This is a genomic window from Desmonostoc muscorum LEGE 12446 (genome assembly GCF_015207005.2).
Lineage (GTDB): Bacteria > Cyanobacteriota > Cyanobacteriia > Cyanobacteriales > Nostocaceae > Nostoc > Nostoc muscorum.
Genome location: NZ_JADEXS020000002.1, coordinates 46,940 through 64,943, shown reverse-complemented (window position 1 = coordinate 64,943; position 18,004 = coordinate 46,940). Strand labels below are relative to the sequence as shown.

Here is an 18,004-nt window from a genome sequence, read left to right as displayed (position 1 = left end):
ATAAAATACTAAATATATACGTAAGAGTTTATTAGCGATCGCTCTCCAGGTGGGGTCATCTCACAAAATCGCATTGCTCCCGTTGGAGTTTGAATTTGTTCTGGGACTTGTAAATCCCAGCCTGCATCAGTACAGTGGAGATGAAAGAGAATTTCATGAAATTGATTGCCAGCTTGATAACTCGACCGCCACATTTCCAGTAGTAGCGGTTTGGGAATTAAGGGAGTGACTTTGAGATAAGGTGTTAGGTGAGGTAGCCCTTTGATAGTTTGGGAACACAAGCAAATAGGCATTAATACCTCTATGCCAGGACGAATGGCTCTAGCAAAGATGCCATTTCCGGCATAAAGGTACTCTAGTCCACTGCTGGTGTGTGTTGGCAGAGATGAGGTTGTGACAATTTTGTAGCCAATAATACTTTCAAGCAATGGGTTCATCAAGGATTTCCTGTACAAGCATAGCGACACTTTTCTGATTGCCGATAGGCACAAGGTCAGATACAGGATAGGTTGAACGTCTACATCTTTTGTGCAGTTTTAGAAGTTGCTGGCGAACATCCTTGCGGTATTTTTGTGATTTACTTATTGTTAGATGGTTGGTGAAAATACTGGAAATAAACAAATTCCAAGCATGGTTAATTGATAGACCATTAGCAGCAGGTGGTTCGTTCACTCCCCAGCAAACCTGTCCAGAACTGTAGACATTGGGTAGTGGCACATGAAAAGCTTCTGCTTGAGGAGTAAACTCCTGTTCTTGAATTGCCCAAACCCAATACTTTAATCCCTTGCCCACAAATACCATTGCAGGTAGCGGAACGGTTAAAGATCCAAGTTCATCGCAGTTAATTGTATAAGTGGCTGGTGGGATAAATTTTACCAAATATGTGTCTGTACTGCCCGTACCCCAGCGCACAATTCCTGGTTCCATCCAACCAGTATCAATTGGTTCGTTGCTAAAAGCAATTCTCAGGGCTGCCGGTGAGATACATTTGTAAATATGAGCATCGGCAATTTCTTTGTCTAGGTGATGGAAGATGTAAATACCATCCAAAAACAGCAATTCTGCTTGAATTACTGGAGATTTCCGGGGAGGGTCTGCCAAAATTGCTCGTAGAATTTCGCTGGATAGAATTGGTGTCGATGTAACGTCGATTAACGTGGTTTCAATGCTTGTTTCCATAGTTTTAGTAGGATTTGAGCATGAGGTTTTAAGTCTGCTTCTAGCCAATCAATTAAGTTGGCTGCACAGTTCAGCATTCGGTTTGCTTGCTGCCATTTCCTGGTCAGTAAATCAATAGATGCTTTTGACCAAGGTAAAAAGGTGTGGTCAGGTTGGTAGTAATAATCGTCTGCGTACTCATCCAACCAAAGGTTTTTAGTTTCATGGTCTAGCAGCTTTAAAGTTAAAGGCAGAAACTTTAAAGGATTATCTAAGTGATGACACTGCCGTTTCAGTTTTTTGTGGTCAATTTTGTCTGGGTGATCGATGTTACTGTACGTAATTTCGTAAATTGCAAATTCACTATCAAACCAATCGCTACCTTCTGGGTGTATTTCATCAAGCCAACGGCGACTGTCATGGCTAAAGGGTAAAAGTAGTTGCCAACCATCTTTGAGATGTTCAATTTCTCCATCCATTGTCCAGTCAATACCCATTGGGGTAATAGGAATGCTATGCAATCTTTGTTCGTAGGCTGTTTCTACAGTCCAGTGAGATAACGGAAATAGATGAGTGTAAATCAGTACAATGAATTCTAGTTCTCTGGGACTATGGCAATTTACATCTGTAGGTGGGTAAATAGTGGCTTGGCTGGCTTTCCATTCGGTAGGGAAGTATTGCTGATACAGTGCTAGTAAGGAGTAAATGTTGAGTTGGGTTTCCAGATAATCGAATGATTCTGTGGTATTGAAGGTAAATTGGCACTGGCTAAGGCTGTAAATTGCCTCTGCCATACTGAGGGGTACGAGGTGAGACATATTTTAGTGCAACTCGTTATTATGGGGGTTGGAATTAAAGAAGAGATGCAGGTAAGGTGTGGGGTCTACTTCAGTCGAAATGCAAACTGCTGTAATTTGGACAATAATTTACCCCTCAAATCAATTTCCAACTCCTTTTGTCAGCATTCAAAAACCTTCAGGGATAACGCTAGATGTGGGAGTGCAGGCTATTAGGGATTTTATGGTTTGGTTGAGTGACTCAGAAAATTCTGTTCCATCTCCGATCGCCTCTTCAATCTGGGCTGATAGCTGTGCTGCATTTTGCCAGTCAATTCCAGTGATGACCTGACGTTGACGCATTTGGTAGCACATTTGGACTGCGGGGTTGATTTCTTCAGGAGCCACTATCAGGCAATCTAGAGGAGAAGTACCTTTTTTACCGGGCTTCTTGATGATATGAATGGGTTCTCCTGGTTTCCGCTCAATGTCTGCGTTTGCTAGTTCAGCACAAAGAGGAGTAAAGGCATCCCGTAGTAATTGGTCATTAATGGCGATCGCTTCTGGAATCCAGTGTTGTTGACCTTCGTAGATAACAAGTAATTTGTTACTATTTGTAGTAGTCATGGCATTTAAAACAGTGAAATTTGCGTAGTATTACTGGCTGGTTTAGTAGTATCTGAGCTAGCACTTTCAGTGCGAATTGGAGTCTGGGCAGTGGGCAGTTTATTGGTTTTGACAGCTTTAGTCTGGGCTATATTCCGGCGAATTTGGCGATTAGGAAAATCGGCTTTCAGTTCGTCCAATAGTTGAACAATTGCAGGAGGAAAATCACCGAGTTCTTCTTGATTGAGCATGGTAACTACAGGGAAATCACCGTGACTGCTAGCAGCAATCATTACAGGTCTATCTCCTGTTTGTTGTGTAGGTAGTAAAGTGATGACAATTTGAACTTTGCATTGCTCAAAAATAAATGGTTCTAGTTGATTTACCTTGTTGGTAGCAGATATTTCTATGTCATCGTCGTCTAACTGATGAGAGTCGATTTCATCTTCGGCGTAGCTATTTTCATCACTTACTGGTTCTAAAAGTTGCAAAAAGTTCGCCTTACCTGCACGCAAGCGTTCCCTGTCAAATAGCAATCCTAAAGCTTGGAATTGTTCTTCAGCAGTGGTTTTTCCTTGTTCTTCTGAAATGTAAGATTTTAAGGTTTCAGATGTAACAGTGAGGTTGGCTTTGACAATGGCCTGTTCTGGTGTTAGCCATTTTGTAGTCATAGCTTTTTTGGCCTTGTTAAGTGGTGTGCAAGCGGTTGTGGCGGTAGCCAGAAGTAGAAACTGTTTTTGAGAGTAGGTACTGCTAGACTAAAACATATTCCCTTTGCTTTTCTCGACTGAGCCATGTCTACGGTAATTACCCAATCCCTGACTCTGGAGGAGTTTCTCAAGCTACCAGAAACAAAGCCTGCAAGCGTTTACATTAATGGTGAGATTATTCAAAAACCAATGCCAAAAGGGAAGCATAGCCGATTACAGTTAAGGCTGTGCAACAGTATCAACGATGTTGCCGAAAGCCTTCATATTGCTTATGCCTTTCCAGAACTGCGCTGTAGTTTTGGTATCCGTTCAATAGTACCTGATGTAGCGGTTTTCAACTGGTCGCGTATTCCCTTTGCTGCTGATGGGGAAGCACCCAACGATTTTCTGCTTCCTCCAGACTGGACAATTGAAATTCTTTCTCCCGAACAAAGTTCAAATCGAGTCACAGGCAATATTCTCTATTGTTTAGATCATGGTTGCCAATTAGGTTGGTTAATAGACCCAGAAGATCGTTCTATTTTGGTCTTCCGTCCAAATCAACAACCAGAACTTTTGCAGGGTGATGAGCGTTTGCCAGTGTTAGCCGGGATAGACTTGGAGTTAACTGTTGCGACTGTGTTTGGTTGGCTAAAAATGAGCAGTTAGAGAAACAGATGAAACACTATTTGTTTTAGAAAACAGGCTTAATTCAGTTACATTTGAACATATTTCACTTTCATATTACCAACCTACTTAAGTATCAAAAAATAGTTATAAGTAGTAGCCAACAAAACAGTGAAATTCCTGCTGTTGGCTGATAAATTAGTTAAAGCTATTGTTAAGTTAAAAGCGAGTCTTTGAAGTCGTGAATTGCCGTTGCTGTCAAAGCATAAATAACTCGGCGCTTACGCATGATGTGAGTGCCATCTACAGGAATACCTTTCTTCCAAGCAGCAATAATAGCTTTCTTGTCTGCTGAGTAAACAGTCTTTTCTCTGCGGTATTTTGGAGACAATTGTTCTGCATCTATCAGCACCTCACAACTTGGCGGATTTTCTTGAATTGTGATACGAAGTGAATTACCAATCATTTGCTCAGGTAGAATTCCGGCGGCGGTTTGTTCTAAAATAGTTTCATCTAATTTTTGTCGCCAGCGTTCTAGTCTTAATAGTGCTGATTGATGTACAGCTTTTAGATGTTCTAGTCGTTGCTTAATAGCCGCTATTTCAGCATCCAGTTGCAATGCTAATTCTGCTTGGGTATCAACAACTTCTTCCTGAACTTCCTGAGTTTCCCAAATAGCGGTGATGATAGCAGCTTCTTCTTCAGGAGTCTGGCAATTAGTTAGCTGTTCCCAGAGATGAGCAGCAGTTTGGGAAAGTCCTGCTAAGGATTGTTGAGCGAGTGCTAAATTCATGACTACCACTCCTCACAAACTTGATAGTATTCATATTCAGCTTCAATCTGTTCTAAGATAGCTATAGTGCCTGAATCTAAATTAGTATTGAAAGATAAATTGGAAACATTTTCTTGTGTAGGCTGAAAATTTGAAATCGGAGGAGCAACAAATTTAGGTTTAAATTTCGTTAAAATAGCTGTTAATTGTTGCATTATCTTGGTTGTGTAACGCCATCAATTTTGGCGCGATAGCGCATCTATCTGTGTTGGTATTCTCCCAAGTTTTTAGGAATTAACTTAATTTTAGATTATCGTTATTTTGTCAATGTCAAGCGTCAAAAATGTAAATAGAGATGAAACTCATCAAAAAATCGGAAAAGCTACTCCAAGAAACAAAAATCATCGAGGAAACACAAGAACAGAATTTTCCAATTGACATTATTAATATACAAGAAGCAATGCTTGAAGAACAGCCACAAATAGGTGTAAGCAATAAGGAACCTAACTATATTCCAGCGCGTGATAATCCTATAGTTCTTTCTGTTGGTAAGACGGGATGGCAAGTTTCTGATATTTGGAAGGATATTAGATTAGATAACTTCGTGCGATTCGTTGATTAGTGAATCACGGTAATCAGTCCGTAAATAACTAATCCAGCCCGACAGCAGATTACTGTCATTAAAGGCTGAACTCTCGGTCAGATGCAGGTGCAAGTCCTGCCATTCAGACTCAGAATTGACTCCTTATCTGCCCACACCGAACAAGCTCGGTTCTTGTAGAGTGAAGCTGGGAACAGGGCGCAACCAGACGACCGTTGCGGGTTGACACTGGTGCTAACGGGGAGTTCCTACGATGAAACAAAGCCTGAAAAAGCGACTTATCTATGGGAAAGGGCGCAAATAAAAACTCCCCTGATTCCGACTGGAGTTTATTCCCGCCGGGACGTGAAGTTATCACCGGTAAGAGTCAAGGGAATCCAGTAGTCGAAATGGCTGCATCTAACGGGACAATCAATCTCTCCGAGGGAACGAATAAAAACGATTTGTGAGTCCTGGGGCAGTCGAACCCCAAGTAGGCTAGACGAGAAGCGGAACTCTCACAAGTCGGGTAGGACAGACCGTAATTGGTCTGAGGTGTTCAGAATACACAAACTCTAGAAGAGAAAATGATTAGGCACAGTTACAAAACTAGTGAATCTTGGAGAGCTTTACCGTGGAAGAAATTCCGCCGTAACCTTTTCCGCCTTCAAAAGCGCGTGTACGTGCGATTCGTTGATTAGAGAATCACGGTAGCCAGTCCGTACATATCTAATCCAGTGAAACTTGACTTCGGTCAAGCACTGAACTTTCAGACTGATGTAGGTGAAAACCCTACCCGCTAGATTCGGCGTGACTCCTTACCTGCCCACACTGACCAAGCTCAATTCTTGGAGGGTGAAGCTGGGAACAGGGCACAATCAGACAGTCGTTAAGGATTGACACTGGTGCTAATGGGGAGTTCTCACGGTGAAATTGAACCTAGAAAAGCGACTTACGTTTGAGCGGGGCTTAACAATAAAAACCCGACTCCATCAGAGATAAAACCCGCTACACCCTGTACACAGTAGTAGCAAGAATCCAGGGTTTCTGGTAGTCGAATTGGTTACACCTAACGGAACATATCAATCATCTGAAGGAACGAATAAAAAACGATTTGAGAGTCTCGGAAATGTCGATTCCGAGTAGGTGAGATGAGACACGGAACTCTCTCAAGTCGGGTAGGATGCGGCGTAATTGCTGCAAGGTATTCAGAAAACACTTAATGGAGCAGAGCATGATTAGGCACAGTGAATACACTAGTGAATCTTGGAAGAATCTACCCTGGAAGAAATTTCAGAAAGATTTATTTCGCCTTCAAAAGAGAGTGTTTCAAGCGGTTTTGGCAGGAAACAAGCGGAAAGCTCGGTTTTTGCAAAAACTTATTCTGAAATCCCGTGCGGCTAGATTTTTGTCAATCCGACAAGTATCACAGCTAAATGCTGGTAAGAAGACAGCAGGTATTGATGGTGTAAAGTCCCTCGATTTTACAGGACGTTTCGAGCTAGAAACTCTACTGAGAGAATCGGCTGGAGACTGGAAGCATCAAGGACTAAGGGAAATCCCAATCCCCAAAAAGGACGGGACTACCAGAATGCTGAAAATCCCAACCATAGCCGATAGAGCTTGGCAATGCCTAGCAAAATACGCTCTGGAACCAGCGCACGAAGCAACTTTCCACGCTAGAAGCTACGGTTTTCGAGTAGGACGTTCAACGCATGACGCGCAAAAGCTCCTATTTGACAACCTTAAATCAACAGCCAACGGAATAGATAAAAGGGTTATCGAACTCGATATCGAAAAATGCTTTGATAGGATTTCACACCCAACCATAATGGATAACCTGATAGCCCCTAAGAATATCAAAACTGGTATCTTCAGATGCCTGAAAGCCGGAGTCAATCCCGAATTTCCAGAACAGGGAACCCCTCAAGGTGGCGTTGTAAGTCCATTATTAGCAAACATCGCACTAAACGGAATTGAAAGTATCCATAGAGTTCATAGGGACTCCAGATGTGAATTAACCGACAAAACCGCAGAAAGTCAAATACAATTTCCATCCGTCCGTTATGCGGATGACATGGTAATAGTATTAAGACCTCAAGACGATGCCGAACTTGTACTGAAAAACATTGAGGAATTTCTAGCCCCAAGAGGAATGAAAGTAAGTGCTAAGAAAACCAAGATAACCGCCGCGACAGATGGCTTTGACTTTCTAGGTTGGCACTTCAAAGTGCGAAACGACGGAAGAATATTAATAACTCCCTCAGTGGAGAACTTTGAGAAATTCCGAGAGAAAGTCAAGAAAATCGTTAACTGCTCGAATTATGGTTCCAAGGTAAAAGCCCAAAAGCTTGCACCAATTATAAGGGGCTGGAGAAATTACCACAGGTTCTGTGATATGTCAGGGTCAAGGTTCTCACTTTGGTTCCTACAGAAACGAACCCACACAGTAATTAATAAGGAAACCAAGAACACCAGAGAGTCAAGCTTCAAACTTGTCAAACAGGCGTTCCCATTCGTTCCTTACTCCCTCGGAAAATTCGTCATGGTCAAGGGTGACAAGTCACCGTATGACGGCGATTTAGTTTACTGGAGTCAACGCAACAGCAAACTATACGACGGTGACACCTCCAAAGCCTTACAGAGACAGAACCATTCATGTGGTCGGTGTGGGATGAAATTGACAAGCGACGAGCAAGTTCATTTACACCACATAGATGGAAATCATGATAACTGGAAAACTAAGAATCTTTCAGCAATCCATGAGTCCTGTCACGACTATTTACACATGGGCAAAAGGGTCACTCCCTAAGAATATCGGGAGCCGTGTACACGGAAACGGGTACGCACGGTTCTAACTGAGAGGTGCGGGAGATAATACTCCCCATCGACTCAACCAAAGCGGTTCAAGTTGGAGACAAGCGGAAGGCTAGGTCACTCCAAAAGCTTATTCTAAAATCCACCTCGGCTCGATTTCTTGCAATTAGACTTGTATCTCAGCTAAATGCTGGAAAAAAGACGGCGGGTATTGATGGTAAGAAATCACTCTCATTTGAAGAACGCTTCAACCTTGAAGAACTACTGAAAATGAATAGCGGAAATTGGAAGCATCAAGGACTACGGGAAATCCCTATCCCCAAGAAGGACGGGACTACCAGAATGCTAAAGATACCAACCATCGCGGATAGAGCTTGGCAATGCCTAGCAAAATATGCACTTGAACCAGCACACGAAGCCACTTTCCATGCTAGGAGCTACGGATTTAGAACTGGGCGTTCTGCCCACGATGCACAGAAGTACATCTTTAGTAACCTCAACTCCGAAGCTAACGGAATAGATAAGCGTGTAATTGAACTCGATATTGAAAAGTGCTTCGATAGGATTAAGCACTCAGCAATAATGGACGAACTCATCGCCCCCAAAGGCTTAAAACTCGGTATTTTCCGATGCCTCAAAGCAGGAGTCAACCCAGAATTCCCTGAACAAGGAACACCCCAAGGGGGAGTAGTTAGCCCACTATTAGCCAACATTGCACTTAACGGGATTGAAAGTATCCACAGATACAATAAACAAGGAAATAGAAGAATCACTGATAAAACCTCAAAAGGGGATATCAGAGAACCATCAATCCGTTACGCGGATGACATGGTTATTATACTCCGACCCGAAGATGATGCAACAGAGATACTTGAAAGAATCAGCGAGTTCCTCCGTATACGCGGAATGAATGTAAGCCAAAAGAAAACCAAAGTGACCGCAGCGACAGATGGATTTGATTTCCTCGGCTGGCACTTCAAAGTACAGAAAAACGGAAAGTTTAACAGCACTCCCTCAGTGGACAACTTCAAAGCATTCCGTAAGAAAGTAAAACACATCGTCAACAACTCGAATTATGGTTCTATCGTGAAGGCTGAGAAATTAGCCCCGGTAGTTAGAGGGTGGAGAAATTACCATAAGTTCTGCAAGATGGGTGGGTCAAAGTTTTCCTTATGGCACATCAATCATAGAGCTTTTAAGGTATTCAATAAGGAAACCAAGCAAAATCGTCATACATGCAGGAAGCTAATAAAAAAAGCATTCCCATCTGTTCCTTACTCCGAAAGTAAACACGTCATGGTTAAGGGAACGAAATCCCCCTATGACGGAGATACAGCCTACTGGAGCGAGCGTAACAGTAAACTCTACAACGGCGAAACTTCTATTGCTCTTAAGAAGCAAAACCATAGATGTGCATCCTGCGGCTTAAAGTTCATCGATGAGGAACGGGTTCACCTGCATCACATCGACGGAAATCACGTCAACTGGAAGAAAAATAATCTTGAAGCAATTCATGAGAGTTGCCACGATTACAAACACATAAGCAAACGCGCAAGCGGAGAACATCGGAAGCTGGGTGCGATGAAAGTCGCACGCCCAGATTTAACTGAGAGATGCGCGGGATAATACCCGCCATCGACTCAACCTAGTTATTATCTTTATTTTGTTCTTTTTGATTGGTAAAAGTTTAACAAATGTGTGGTTATGTTTACTGGGTACTATCCAATTATTCTTTATCCACCACTAGTGAGACGTTTATACACTAAAGATTCTACAAGTCAGGAGCATTTGAAAGCTTCGTTTCAAGGATGCGTTCAATTACCAAATGGAAATGGTACGCCCAAGCAAGGTGTCAGTGAAAAGCAATTTTTTCGCCATTTACTGTGTGCTTTTCTAGAGAATCTTATCTGTCAAGCGGTGGAATTTGAAATTCCTGGTTCGTCTCGACGTTACTCGGCTGATTTTATCCTTTACCATCGGTTTTCTGGGTTAGCTCTCGATATTGAGATTGATGAACCTTATGCTGGAGATACAGGTAAACCTCACCACTGCATTGATGTTGATGATGATAAAATCCGTAACCGTTTTTTCTTAGAGCGCAATTGGGGTGTGGTGAGATTTGCAGAAGTTCAGGTGGTGCGTCATCCTTGGAGTTGTTGTAAGGCGATCGCTCAAATCATCGCTCGGTTGACTGGAGATGATAGTGTATTCATATTATTACAAAGATTGGCTGATGTCCCTTTACAAAAACAGTGGACAAAGCGTGAGGCTAGGCTGATGGCTAAGAACAATTATCGTCAGTCTTATTTACCAACTATACACAACTCAAGCCAGAGACAACAAAAATAAGCGACTATATGTATCCATTAAAAAAGTCGCCGTCAAGGTTATGTGAATTGTGAATTTCGGGCTTTTCAACTTTATCAAGTTAGAATATAGAGCAGTTTACATAGAAACTAGGCTATATGAAAATTTCTACACTTGAGATCAAAAACTATCGAAACTTAGATGGTGTGAAAATAAATTTTCATCCTACAACAAACTTTATTATTGGAGAAAATAATTTAGGGAAATCCAATTTACTTTATTTATTAAATATCCTATTCGCCAGAAATAGTTTTAGCGAATCAGACTTTCTAAATCTAGATGATCCAATTCATATCTCTTTTTCATTGAGATTATCAGATATTGAGCAAGGTTTCTTTGATGACCTATTTGATCCTAGCGATAGAGAAAAAATTAATATAGTCGCTATCCAAGAATCTCCTGACGAAGGAATTAAATTTCAACATAAAGAGTCAGGAACAACTATCTTAAGCAGCATAGTTAGATGTGTTAATTACATAAACTATGACTCACTTAGAAATCCATCATCAGAACTAAATTTTTCTAATAATCGAGGTGTTGGAAAGTTTCTGAATCACATCATAATAAAATATCTACAAGATGGGAGGTTACAAGACTCTGATTTTGTAATTACAGAAAAGATTGATGAATTTCTAACCGAAGTTAATCAAACCTTGCAAAAAATAAAGTCTTTTAAAGACTTCTCTATACAAGCTATCAGAGAAGAAAATAAAGAGGATTTGTTGGCAAAACTCATACTATTGACTGATGATAACAACCGAACTTTAGAAAACGTAGGTTACGGCGTACAATTTTCAATAATTATCACTTTGTCAATTCTTGAGAGGCTGTTAAGTCTAAACAAGCAGAGGTTAGATAGATGTATTGTTGAAGATAGCTCAAGCTCAAAAAAATGTATTCCAATTCTAATAGGTTTGGATGAGCCTGAGATTCATTTGCATCCTTATGCACAGAGAACTTTAATCAAATACCTTGTGCGAGTAGTAAACAATGAGGAACCGGATTTTAGTTCCTTGCTTTCAGATATATTTCAAATAGATAGGCTACTTGGACAAATTTTAGTTGTTTCACATTCGCCTAATATTTTACTTAATGACTACAGGAAGTTTTTGAGATTTTGTAAAGATGAAAATGGTCATCTGATTGTTAAAAGTGGGTTTGATATAAAACTTGATGAAGCTACAGAAAAGCAATTACTTAAAAATTTACCTTATATTAAAGAAGCGTTCTTTTCAAAAGTAGTGATTTTAGTAGAGGGTGACACAGAACTTGGCGCTCTCCCCATTTTTAGTGAGAGGATGAATATTGACCTGGATGAATTTGGAATTAGTATTATTCAAGCGGGAGGTGCAAAGTCAATTCCATCTTTAATGAAATTATTAGATGAGTTCGGTATTAAAAATATCGGATTAATGGATCGCGATCAAGAATCAAGATACAGCGATCTTATAGGTTTGTCTTTTACTCAAGGACAAGACTTTGAAGAGGATATATATGAAAGCTTCAGCTTAATAGACTACATAAAATACTTAGAACAAGAATTTCCTAATGAAAGAAAGGCTAACTTTTTCATTGGCAAAGCTAAAAGTATAGGTGTTCTTCTCGATCCTCAGAATCTTATTTATCCACAGTTAGAGTTGTTATCGCCAGATAAAATTCAAGAGCTTAAGGATTTATCAAAGGAAGATATTCTTAAGATCATGAGAAATAGTAAGAGTATTTTGGATGGAGGAGACTTGGGTAATTATGTTACTGGTATTCCCCAAGTTTATAAAGATTTAATTCAAAACGCAGTTAAATTATCAAAAAATGCTGGATCAATCAGAACAAAACCAACTATTCCAGAAGCTTAGAACCTTGCATTCTGGTGATGAGAAGCAGCTTGAGGTTATTTTCTCGGAATCTAAGAGACTTATTATTGAGGCTCCTGCTGGTTATGGGAAGACAAAAACCATGATCAGCAAAGTAGCTTATCTACTGGCTACTGGGCGAATTTTTAATCCTAAGAAAATTCTTGCATTAACATATAGCGTTAATGCAGCATATAAGATTAAAAAAGAGCTTTCTGAACAATTGCCTCATCTGATTCAGGTCAACAATTCAAATAAACTCAGAATTAGCGAAAAATTATTTGTCTCAAATTATCATGGATTTTGTAGACATATTCTAAAAAGGTATGGGTATCTACTACATCCCAATCTTGCCAATTTAGATTTACTGAAATCTGTAGATGACTCCAAGACTGAACAAATTACTGAGCTTTTAGGAATATCCTCTGAAAAAGCTTTATTTTTTGCTAAATATAGTGACGCTGTTAAGTCTGTAGACAAGCAACATCTATCAAAATTATTCAATTCATACACGGATGGAATCATAAAAAGCTTTCTCGATAAGGATTGTATAAGTTTTAATGGAATCCTTGCGCTCACGCTAAGGTTATTTGTCAATTACACGGAGTTACTTAAATTTTATCAAGGCTACTTTCCTGTGATTATTGTAGATGAGTTTCAGGATACTAATATCCTAAGTTGGACTTTGTTGAAAAAATTAGTTTCTGAAGAATCACAATTAGTTTTTATGGGAGACTCCTTACAAAGGATATATGGTTTTATAGGCGCTATACCCAATTTAATAGTTGAAGCAGAGCAATTGTTCTCTATGGATAGGATAACCCTAGAAAAGAACTATAGATTTATGTCTAATCCACAGATGCTTCAACTGGATAAAAATATCAGATTAAACGGAGAAAATCCTGCTAATCCAAGTATTATAATAAACACAGAAGTTTCAGTTATATCCGTTAATAATCAATTAGAAGAGGGAGAAAAAATCGCACAAAAAATAAATTATTTATTAGCTTTAGAGCAAGAAAAAGCGTGCAAGATTGCAATTCTGGTTAGAAGTGGAGGAAAAAATATTAATAAGATTATTGATTTACTAGACAGTAAAAAGGTTCCCTATTTTTATGGTTTGTTTAATGAAGATTCACCAGAATATTTGAGATTTCACCGAGAGTGTTCTTCTCAATTTAGCAAACAGATACAAAGTGATATAAGAATTTCCAAAGGGACACTGAATAAGTTTTATTCTAATGTTGAAAAATCATTTAAGGACAAAATAACGCCAGAAATAACATCTCTACTGAATTTATTAGAGGTCTTTTTGTACAGAATTTTAGGTGATTATTCTTTTCTAAGTGTTGAAGATAAATTGGTTTTGATAAGAGACACTTTTGAAAATAAAAATTTGAAACAAAATATGGAATACGTTAGTGAAAATACCATTATTTCAACTATTCATGGGGCAAAAGGGTTGGAATGGGATTATGTTTTAATGCCAGACATGGAGCAATATTCTATGCCCAATTGGTATGGACTATGTGGATCTTGCAACCACAAAAGCAACTGTAATTTAAAGGTAGATAGTATAAATGAGAAAAAATTTTTAGAAGAATTAAGTGTGTTTTATGTAGGAGTAACTAGGGCAAGAAAGCAGATTTTCTTCTCGGCTAGCAAGACTCGTTTGAAAGCGGATGGAACTCCGGGACAGGCAAATTTGACTTGTATGCTAAAACTTCCTGGCATAACTCTTGTAGAGGAATAAAGTGTGTAGAGTTCCTTTAAGTTCAGAGCAGCCTAATAAATGTTTTGCATCGGACGGTATATAGATTATTTTTATCTGTTGTATTTTGCAATTTTTTAGCTCATTTCAAGCAATGCTATTTAATTTATATCAGTTGGCGTAGGCTTTTCAAACATTTCCCCACAATAGGGAGATGTTTGAAAATAGGTTACATCGATTTTGTCAACCTCGCGTTAACTAATTTTTTTTGGTTTTCTTACGCATTGCTTTTTTGATTTGCGGTGTAACTTCCACTCACGAATACTCATGACAATTGAGCCAAAGTCCCGACTGGCAAAGGCTGTTGTTTTATTTGCACTGTGCCAAATTGTATCTGCCTCAGTTGATTCAAGTGTAGGTGTACAGCGATCGCAATATCGGTCAAATAGTTGGCGTGGTTCAGGATGATAAGCGATTCTGTGTCTAGTGAGTAAATTAGATGTACCTAGTAGATTACGAGCTAATTTGTAGCCAGAATTGTTTCTGTTTCCCTCAGATTCACCATAAATTAGTAAAGTGCGATCGCTCAAAGTTAAACAGATAGACAAAGGAACAGACACTCCGCTAGCGCGTAGTTGTTTAAGAGATGAGCGATTATCTCTGGTTGTAGCCTGTGTGACTGTCCCTCGTCGGCAATGTAAGGTTGAGCGAGGGACAGTCACAGAAGGTTGCAGTAGCGCTGCTTGTGGGTCGATAACTTCTCCATTTTTCGCTCTTGTGAGAAGCTGCACCCACTTGCGCCAGCGTTGCTCAGAAAGTTCGTAGGGAAATAAGGCTGTAGAGTCAAATGCGGTTTCTAGTTCTTCCACATTGTACTGACAGTTTGACCAATGCTCTAGGGTAATGGGGATGGTTCCACTCAATATTCCATCTACCACCCGTCTGCGAACCATACCTGGCAGTCTCATGGAACGAGCTAAGTTGCAAATGGCTGGATCTGCGTTTTGGATAATCGTCAGTTGGCGATTGAGGTACAGCCATTCAGCAGGATTCAAGGAATGGCTGCATTTAAAGTAAACGTGCAGGGATTTTCCACCTGTATAAACTACGGCGGCGGGTTCCAAGTTCATTTCATCCTTTAGCCAGTCTACAGCTTGTCGCTGCTCACTCAATGCCAAATCATCAATTTCGTAGAATAAACATTGGCATTGACTAACGTGCTGATTGCTGATTCCCTTGTCTGGTTGGTTGGGGTAAAAGCTGACTGTAGCACCAAGATATGACATTTTAAATGCCAATGCCCAACCATCAGCATAGCGTTTAGGTGTCAGACGCCAGCAGGTGTTGCCCTGTTTGTCTCGACCTCCTTTCGTGCAGCAGTAGAGTTGAAATCCTTGCTGGGTGATTTTACCGCAGAGAATGTAGTGGGAGTAGACAAATTGATCATTGCGGCAGTAGTGATTCCAGTTTTTAGGTATTAGGTTTGTGGGCAAGTCCCAAGAAATCCTGAGCCAAATTTTGGTTCCGGTGGTAAAGCCTATTTGTCTAAGAAATTTAATAGTTGTTTGTCTGGGATTGAAGATCATGGCAGTTACGCCTAGAGAATTTATCCCTCTATAAGTGGCGTTAGCTGCGCTAGAACCAGCTTCTTCACATATAAATTTTTGCCTGAAACCTTTAATTAGCTTGGCTCACTCAGGAAAAAATGATAACTGATATCAAAGTTCCCAATTTTGAAGCTCTGGGATTCGCCTTTGGTTGGGTTGCAAGTGATTGTTAGTTAGCATCCCATTCCAACCAGCTTCACTGGGAGAAACTTGTTTGGCTTGAGGTAGTTCAGCCAGTATCTCAGCTATCAAGTTCTCAACTTTCTTATGATCTTTAAAAGCGATGACCACTGTATCGATCGCTCGCAAAAATTCTAAAGGTATTTGCTCGCTATCGCCTACACTCCAATACAATGTAGGTTTGCGCTTTTCTTTATCAACAGTTGATTCTAAGGCAATGACAGAGAGAACTTCAATCGGGTCACTTAGTAGCACTGCTCTTTCTACTGTGGCATCTGTAGCAATCCAAAAACTACCTTCTTTTGTCGGTTCAGAGTTGAGAGTAATGGCGGTGAAGTTACCTGTTGGTTCTAGCTGCTTGGCAAAAGTTGGAAGATCATCGAGTGTGCGTTCCACAAATATTGCTTGACCTGTTTGACTTGCATAGAGCCAACCCTTTTCATACAGTTCTGTGAGCAGAGAATTGGGTAAATTGTACTGCTGGCTTAACTTTAGGCGTATTTGCTCCCAGTTTGTTGGTTCTGGTATAGGCAAGGAGTTTGTTTGAGTAACTGCTGGCGTGGGATTTTCAACAGTTTGCTCCATCAGTTTCTTTATGCGTTTGTCATCCTGTTTTGGAGGTACTGCTGGTGTGGGATTTTCGACAGCTTGTTCCATGAGTTTCTGGATGCGTTTGTCATCCCGCTTGGGACTGTAGTTTACCCCTCGATGCTTTTGTAAACCAGGAAAGGTATATGCTTTACCGAGATGCGTACCACTAAAAGCCACACCATCAAGTTGGTAACTAATGCCTTTGACAATGCCTGTGCGAGTATAACCAACGCGGACATTAATACCTTGTTGTTGCGTTCGCTCTATTAGCTCTGGCATAGTGGGATGGTCGTGGGTTGATTGGTCGAGCGATCGCTGAAGTCTGACTCTAACGCTTTCCTCTCCAGTTCTGGCAATGTGCCTACGTTCGCCAGTAGTTGGACTATGCTTATCTTTTTCCCAACTTGGTTGCACCGATTGCAAATTGTATTCCTGCTCCAACTTACGAATTACCGCTTCACTTCTGCGATCATCCCAGCTATCAGAAACTGTAGTGCCATCTAATTGAATGCGACTGGCAGCAATATGTATGTGTTCATGAGTCCGGTCAGTATGCCGCACTACGACATATTGGTTCATATCAAAACCCATTGCTTGCAGATACTTCTGGGCGATTTCATCCCAAGTATCATCATCTAAACTCTCTTTATGGGCCAAACTCAGAGAAGCATGATAAACAGCCCTGCTCACCTTCGGGTTTAATCTTCGAGATATACCAAATTCAGCTGCTAGTTCGCGTGGGTTTGTTCCTTCCATATTCCCACCGATTTGTCTTGCCCCATCTTTGCCAAAGAGGTAGTTTAGCAGTCCCCGGAAACTTTTACCTTTGATGTGCTTGCCAATCATGCTTCATCTTGTAAATCAGTGATTAAATCAATTTCAGCAATCTCTCGGCGCACCTGTTTCACCAAATCTCTTACCTGTGACAACAATGCTCTATCTACAACCACAGGTTCTCCCATGAGTACTGAAGTATTGATTGCTTTAGCTATTTGGTTGAGATTGTTACCTATTTTCCCCAACTCCCAGTAAGTTTGGCCTGCTACTTTGGTGACACGCCTGGGCAATCTATTTTTCAGAGTCTTGGCACGAAACAACTCACTCATAGTGAGATTATTTTCATCTGCCATTAGCTGTGCTTTCTCGTATTCTGCCAAAGTCAGTCTAATGTCTATCCTGTGTGAGCGTTTTTGTCGCATTATTGATGCATTAGTCATTAGCTGTTTTAAGTTTGACGACTGCACTATCATTTGTCATTGACCAAGCGGTTACTTACGATTCTGGTTCGATACCAAGATGCGATACGAGATCATGAAATGCGCTGCAATAGCTTTGCTTGGGTACTAAGAAAGTCAAGATAGCGTTGCTCAGGAGTATCTCGTCGATATAGCGAAAGCGATCGCGGCGGGGCGTAGCCAATCAGTCCAAACCTTGCAGAAATTTTCCAGGCTGAACTCCCAGAGAGAATTTTCGTATCATCTTCCCCTCTGTCACGGTGGTTAACCTACTGAGGTAGGGGAACCGTGAAAGGAGGGCAAGTTTGTTGCCGCACCTGGGGGTGCGTTTTTTCTCAAGAGAAAAAATGTCCGGACAGCAACATAGCTTGCTACTCACCAAAGGTTTTTTTGGGCTGCTCGAATCAACTGTTAGATGAATATGTAATGGATCTCTGA

Annotated in this window: 17 protein-coding genes and 1 pseudogene; 8 read left to right on the top strand and 10 right to left on the bottom strand. The window is 40.6% G+C overall.

The features are described from left to right. Positions 1-8: 8 nt before the first annotated feature. The 5 genes from IQ276_RS36595 to IQ276_RS36575 all read right to left on the bottom strand — a co-directional run bounded on the left by IQ276_RS36595 (position 9) and on the right by IQ276_RS36575 (position 3,211). Positions 9-437: a hypothetical protein gene (locus tag IQ276_RS36595; protein ID WP_235116396.1), complete on the bottom strand. Its 429-nt coding sequence runs from the start codon at positions 435-437 to the stop codon at positions 9-11. Next, a complete protein-coding gene (locus tag IQ276_RS36590; protein WP_235116395.1) occupies positions 421-1,179 on the bottom strand; it encodes a prokaryotic E2 ligase family D protein in 759 nt (252 codons plus the stop codon). Before IQ276_RS36590 ends, IQ276_RS36595 begins: the two co-directional genes overlap by 17 nt. Next, positions 1,152-1,976, bottom strand: coding sequence for a hypothetical protein (locus tag IQ276_RS36585; protein ID WP_235116394.1), 825 nt, complete (start codon positions 1,974-1,976; stop codon positions 1,152-1,154). Before IQ276_RS36585 ends, IQ276_RS36590 begins: the two co-directional genes overlap by 28 nt. A 147-nt stretch (positions 1,977-2,123) precedes the next feature. Next, positions 2,124-2,561 carry a hypothetical protein gene (locus tag IQ276_RS36580; RefSeq protein WP_235116393.1) on the bottom strand — a complete coding sequence of 146 codons (438 nt, stop codon included), beginning with the start codon at positions 2,559-2,561 and terminating at the stop codon, positions 2,124-2,126. Between the two features lie 5 nt (positions 2,562-2,566). Beyond that, the gene (locus tag IQ276_RS36575) at positions 2,567-3,211 is read right to left on the bottom strand and encodes a hypothetical protein (protein WP_235116392.1); all 645 of its coding nucleotides are present in this window, start codon (positions 3,209-3,211) and stop codon (positions 2,567-2,569) included. Between the two features lie 123 nt (positions 3,212-3,334). On the opposite strand from IQ276_RS36575, the gene IQ276_RS36570 reads away from it, so the two are divergent. Beyond that, positions 3,335-3,898 carry a Uma2 family endonuclease gene (locus IQ276_RS36570; protein WP_193918752.1) on the top strand — a complete coding sequence of 188 codons (564 nt, stop codon included), beginning with the start codon at positions 3,335-3,337 and terminating at the stop codon, positions 3,896-3,898. 172 nt (positions 3,899-4,070) lie between these two features. Here the strand turns inward: IQ276_RS36570 and IQ276_RS36565 are convergent, their stop codons facing one another. Next, positions 4,071-4,649, bottom strand: a complete 579-nt coding sequence (locus IQ276_RS36565) for a siphovirus Gp157 family protein (RefSeq protein WP_235116390.1) — start codon at positions 4,647-4,649, stop codon at positions 4,071-4,073. 2 nt (positions 4,650-4,651) lie between these two features. After that, complete coding sequence (locus IQ276_RS36560; protein ID WP_193924003.1) at positions 4,652-4,843, bottom strand: hypothetical protein; 192 nt, start codon at positions 4,841-4,843, stop codon at positions 4,652-4,654. Positions 4,844-4,983: 140 nt separating this feature from the next. Here IQ276_RS36560 and IQ276_RS36555 point away from each other — a divergent pair, with 140 nt between their 5' ends. From IQ276_RS36555 to IQ276_RS36530, 7 genes and pseudogenes are all read left to right on the top strand, one after another. Next, entirely contained in the window at positions 4,984-5,250 is a 267-nt protein-coding gene (locus IQ276_RS36555) for a hypothetical protein (protein ID WP_193924005.1), read from the top strand. Positions 5,251-5,795: 545 nt separating this feature from the next. Next, a pseudogene (locus IQ276_RS41325) lies at positions 5,796-5,891 on the top strand (reverse transcriptase N-terminal domain-containing protein); the annotation flags it as partial. A gap of 551 nt (positions 5,892-6,442) precedes the next feature. Next, on the top strand, positions 6,443-8,020 hold the full coding sequence (locus IQ276_RS36550) for a group II intron reverse transcriptase/maturase (RefSeq protein WP_193924009.1): 1,578 nt from the start codon (positions 6,443-6,445) through the stop codon (positions 8,018-8,020). 53 nt (positions 8,021-8,073) lie between these two features. Beyond that, positions 8,074-9,651, top strand: a complete 1,578-nt coding sequence (locus IQ276_RS36545; protein WP_235116387.1) for a group II intron reverse transcriptase — start codon at positions 8,074-8,076, stop codon at positions 9,649-9,651. A 78-nt stretch (positions 9,652-9,729) separates the two neighbouring features. Continuing rightward, positions 9,730-10,374 carry a hypothetical protein gene (locus IQ276_RS36540; protein ID WP_235116385.1) on the top strand — a complete coding sequence of 215 codons (645 nt, stop codon included), beginning with the start codon at positions 9,730-9,732 and terminating at the stop codon, positions 10,372-10,374. 116 nt (positions 10,375-10,490) lie between these two features. Continuing rightward, complete coding sequence (locus IQ276_RS36535) at positions 10,491-12,245, top strand: ATP-dependent nuclease (RefSeq protein WP_193923354.1); 1,755 nt, start codon at positions 10,491-10,493, stop codon at positions 12,243-12,245. Further along, the gene (locus tag IQ276_RS36530; RefSeq protein ID WP_193923351.1) at positions 12,202-13,995 is read left to right on the top strand and encodes a UvrD-helicase domain-containing protein; all 1,794 of its coding nucleotides are present in this window, start codon (positions 12,202-12,204) and stop codon (positions 13,993-13,995) included. The genes IQ276_RS36535 and IQ276_RS36530 overlap by 44 nt, the downstream gene beginning before the upstream one ends. 212 nt (positions 13,996-14,207) lie before the next feature. Here the strand turns inward: IQ276_RS36530 and IQ276_RS36525 are convergent, their stop codons facing one another. From IQ276_RS36525 to IQ276_RS36515, 3 genes are all read right to left on the bottom strand, one after another. Next, positions 14,208-15,539 (bottom strand): hypothetical protein, encoded by a 1,332-nt coding sequence (locus IQ276_RS36525; protein ID WP_235116384.1) that lies wholly within the window; start codon positions 15,537-15,539, stop codon positions 14,208-14,210. 132 nt (positions 15,540-15,671) lie between these two features. Beyond that, positions 15,672-17,177, bottom strand: a complete 1,506-nt coding sequence (locus tag IQ276_RS36520) for a relaxase/mobilization nuclease domain-containing protein (protein ID WP_235116382.1) — start codon at positions 17,175-17,177, stop codon at positions 15,672-15,674. After that, positions 17,174-17,548: a plasmid mobilization protein gene (locus IQ276_RS36515; RefSeq protein ID WP_228043408.1), complete on the bottom strand. Its 375-nt coding sequence runs from the start codon at positions 17,546-17,548 to the stop codon at positions 17,174-17,176. The genes IQ276_RS36520 and IQ276_RS36515 overlap by 4 nt, the downstream gene beginning before the upstream one ends. Between the last annotated feature and the right edge of the window lie 456 nt (positions 17,549-18,004).